The following is a 3,303-nucleotide window of genomic DNA, read 5'->3' as shown; positions in this document are numbered from 1 at the left end:
ATCATACCTAAATTCTATACATAAAAATTGGCTATATTAGAGCGTCTAATCAATAGTTAATTAAGTATGTATAAACAGATTAAAACTTTTGAAGAGGTATCTTCATCAATTTTGGATATTCTGAGAAATGAATATCATCGAAAAGAAAAGACCTTGCGAAATCATGTCTTGGTTTGGAGTCGTTTAAAACAATTTATGGTCAATCACCAGATGAAATATCCGACACCGGAAATTTGTGATGAATTTCTGCTTGAAATATCAGGCGGAAAAGACCTGCAGACGATAGAACGAGGTGTAAGAAGAATATTTGCCTCAATCATATTGTTTAAGGATTATTTACTGCATGGTAGGGTTTTCGTTAAAAAGATGAATTTCAAATTTGAAGGAGAAATAGGTCTTTTGATGTTACAGTATATGGAACAAAGAAGGCAAGACAGAATCTCAGATGGTACCATAAACCATGACAGATTGAACTTGGGCCGTTTTTGGGAATATCTTACTTCCCATAACATAACAAGGATAAACGATTTAACAGAATCAATAATACTCCATTATTTGCGGAATGATTTTAAATATAAATCATACGGAGACAAATTCATACATTATGTGAGACCATTCTTGAGATATTTATATAACAACCAATACATAAAAGTGGATTTGGCTTCCATTATACCAAAGGAGAACTATAATAAGCAGCCTAAACTTCCTTCCGTCTATAGTGAAGAAGAGATAAGAAAGATTCTGGCGTCTGTTGACCGAAGTACAGGGATAGGCAAGCGTGATTATGCGATATTGTGTCTTGCATCAATTCTCGGTTTAAGGGCATCTGATATAGCAAATTTGAAATTTGAGAATATACATTGGGAACATAACATTATTCGGCTTGTTCAATACAAAACAGGCAAAGAACTTGTTTTGCCACTCTTGCCAGAAATCGGCAACTCCATTATAGAATACTTACGTTATGGACGTAAAAAGTCAGGTTTGCAATATGTATTCTTGCTTTCACGCAGTCCATATAAAAAGATAAACGCATTTCTGATAACTCAAATAGCAAGGAAGTATTTTGCCATAGCCAAGATTGATACAAAAGATAAACATCATGGATCACACGCATTACGACATTCTTTAGCGGCATTGCTTTTATCGGAAAAAGTGAAACTTCCGGTCATAAGCGAAGTTCTCGGGCATGGCAGTACGGAAACGACCAAATATTACTTGAGGGTTGATGCACAAGCATTGAGACAGTGTTCGTTGCCAGTGCCGGAAGTTGACCTAAAATTTTACAATCAGAAAGGAGGGTATTTTTATGAGTAAGACTTACCATAGTATTTATGCACCATATATTGAAGAATTAATTGCCGTAAAGCGTAATATGGGTTTCAAATATACACATGCCGAAAGTATGTTCTCTGATTTTGACCAATTCATATTGCGGAGCCATAACGATACTATCGGCGTCACTAAAGCAATTTCTGAACAATGGTGTAAAAGAAGGGAAAATGAATCGGCAAGTACACATTATCACAGGTGCACATTATTGAATTCCTTTTCTTCCTTTCTATCGCAAAGAGGTTTCCCCTCCTACATAATCAAACTGCCAATATTACGAAACAATTTTGTCCCGTACATATTCACTCACGAAGAGGTAGCTAAGTTATTTTGGGCTTGCGATAATTATCAGAGTGGGAATAACGATTTAAGATCCTCTATTTTTGCCATGCCTGCTATAATACGTACTTTATATGCAACAGGAATGCGCATAAGTGAAGCTGTTTCTCTAAATAACCAAGATGTCAATCTTAAAGAAAATTATTGCATTCTTAGAGACACAAAAAATGGCGAAGACAGACTGATTCCATTTGATGCCACTTTATCAGCGGTCCTCAAGGAATACGTCATGAAACGAGATAGACTGCCGGTAAGCACATCTATGGACAGTCCATTTTTTGTAACATTAAAGGGTGGCAGATGCAGTAGAGATAGTATATATCGTAGATTCAGGAAAATATTGCTTTTTGCAAGAATTCCCAAGAATAACATACGCCTGCATGATTTGAGGCATACCTTTGCTGTTCATTCTTTGGTAAAAATGGTAGAATCTGGTATGGATTTATATTGCGCTCTACCCATTTTATCCACTTATTTAGGGCATAAATCTTATCAAGCCACTAATAATTATGTCAGGCTAACAGAAGACATGTTTCCCGGCTTATTGGAGAAAGTAGATGCTATTTGTTTTAACGTATTCCCTAAAATTTAAAATTATGAAACCGACAGATTTTTCCAAATATCTGACAGATTTTCTTGTTAAGTACCTTCCTCACGAAAAGGGAGCAAGAACTAATACAATCTATTCCTATAAAGATACGTTCATCTTATATCTCCGTTATATGAAGGAATTAGGGGTAAAGGCAGAACGTATAACAATGTCCATGATAACGAAAGACAATGTCATATCGTTTCTTGACTGGCTTGAAACAGGACGGAAATGCACTGCATCAACAAGAAATCTTCGTCTTGCGGCAATCCGTTCTTTTGTAAAATATGTACAATACAAGAATCCGGATAGAATCTCTGCATATAATCAAGTGATAACTATAGAAAATAAAAGAACCGACACATCTATAATCAAATATTTGACAATAGAAGGAATGCGTCTTTTGTTGGAACAGCCTGATATTAGCCGGAAACGAGGCAGAAGAGATTTGGCAATCTTATCTCTTATGTATGATACAGGAGCAAGAGTTTCAGAAATTATCAATATGATGCCTTCTTCTATCCGTTTTAGTAAACCTTATAGCATATGTATTAAGGGGAAAGGGGGAAAGTCGAGAATCGTACCTATAATGGAAAGACAATTGGATATTCTAAGGAAATATATGGAAGAAAACAATTTGTTATCTGCGGAATATGCACAACATCCGCTATTCCCCAATGCTTGGGGTGAAAAACTGACACGAGCTGGCATATCGAATATACTTAATATTTATGTACAGAAGGCAAGAAAGAAGAATCCTGTTTTGATTCCTGATGGAATAAGTTGCCATTCACTTAGACATAGCCGCGCTATGCACCTTTTACAAGCAGGAGTAGAATTGGTTTATATACGAGACTTTCTTGGGCATGCCAACATACAAACAACTGAAATTTATGCACGTGCAGACTCTAAAATGAAACGAGAAGCCATTGAGAAAGCATATATCAAAATAGTCCCGGAAACAGAACCAGTATGGCAAAATAATGAAGCGCTGATGGACTTCCTTAAGTCTTTCTGAAAATCGTTTAAGTATTATGTAAAGT

General features: G+C 35.9%; 3 protein-coding genes. All 3 read left to right on the top strand.

Annotated elements, in window-relative coordinates; genetic code table 11:
- Positions 1-66: 66 nt before the first annotated feature.
- The 3 genes from B5F25_RS20675 to B5F25_RS20665 are packed head-to-tail and all read left to right on the top strand — an operon-like array spanning position 67 to position 3,278.
- Entirely contained in the window at positions 67-1,317 is a 1,251-nt protein-coding gene (locus B5F25_RS20675) for a site-specific integrase (RefSeq protein WP_087251726.1), read from the top strand.
- Positions 1,310-2,263, top strand: a complete 954-nt coding sequence (locus B5F25_RS20670; RefSeq protein ID WP_087251725.1) for a tyrosine-type recombinase/integrase — start codon at positions 1,310-1,312, stop codon at positions 2,261-2,263. Before B5F25_RS20675 ends, B5F25_RS20670 begins: the two co-directional genes overlap by 8 nt.
- A gap of 4 nt (positions 2,264-2,267) precedes the next feature.
- Positions 2,268-3,278, top strand: a complete 1,011-nt coding sequence (locus B5F25_RS20665) for a site-specific integrase (RefSeq protein ID WP_087251727.1) — start codon at positions 2,268-2,270, stop codon at positions 3,276-3,278.
- Positions 3,279-3,303: the final 25 nt, after the last annotated feature.

Origin of the sequence: Bacteroides sp. An19, from assembly GCF_002160215.1 — a bacterium.
Classification (GTDB): domain Bacteria; phylum Bacteroidota; class Bacteroidia; order Bacteroidales; family Bacteroidaceae; genus Phocaeicola; species Phocaeicola intestinalis.
Note: the sequence above shows the minus strand (reverse complement) of the source record. Positions and strands in the feature narration are given on the sequence as shown.